Annotated in this window: 1 pseudogene; it reads left to right on the top strand. The window is 79.1% G+C overall.

Features of this window, described 5'->3' with window-relative positions:
- Positions 1-598, top strand: a pseudogene (locus tag AC2CJA_RS27105) (chromosome segregation protein SMC); the annotation flags it as partial.

The following is a 598-nucleotide window of genomic DNA, read 5'->3' as shown; positions in this document are numbered from 1 at the left end:
CCGGCGCCCTGCGCCTGCTGCGCGCACAGGACGCCGGCCGTGCGGCGCTGGTGCTCGGCGGCCGCTGCCGGGAGGAGCCTTCCGCGACCCTGGACGTACCCGGCGCGCGGTGGGCCGCGGAGCTGGTGTCGGGCCCTGAGGCCCTGCTGCCCGCCGTGCGGCGGCTGCTGCGCGGCGTGGTGGTGGTCGAGGCCCTCCGGGACGCGCTGGAGCTGGTGACCACTCGCCCGGAGCTGACCGCCGTCACCGCCGAGGGCGATCTGCTCGGCGCCCACTTCGCGCAGGGAGGTTCGGCAGGGGCGCCGTCGCTGCTGGAGTTGCGGGTGTCGGTGGACGAGGCCTCCGCCGGGCTGGCCGAACTGGACGGCCGGTGCGAGGCGCTGACCGGGGAACGGGACAGAGCCCGGGAGCGGCGGCGCGAGTGCGCCGCCCGGGTCGAGGAGCTGGGGGCACGGCGCAGCGCGGCCGACCGGGAGAGATCGCAGGTCGCGGGCCGTCTGGGGCGGCTGGGCGGGCAGGCGCGGGCCGCGGCGCCGGGAAGCCGGGCGAGGACGGCACGATGCGTTGCCGAAGAGGTCTGCCGGCCGCCCGGTCGGGG

The organism is Streptomyces sp. ATLC9 (assembly GCF_057196705.1).
Note: the sequence above shows the minus strand (reverse complement) of the source record. Positions and strands in the feature narration are given on the sequence as shown.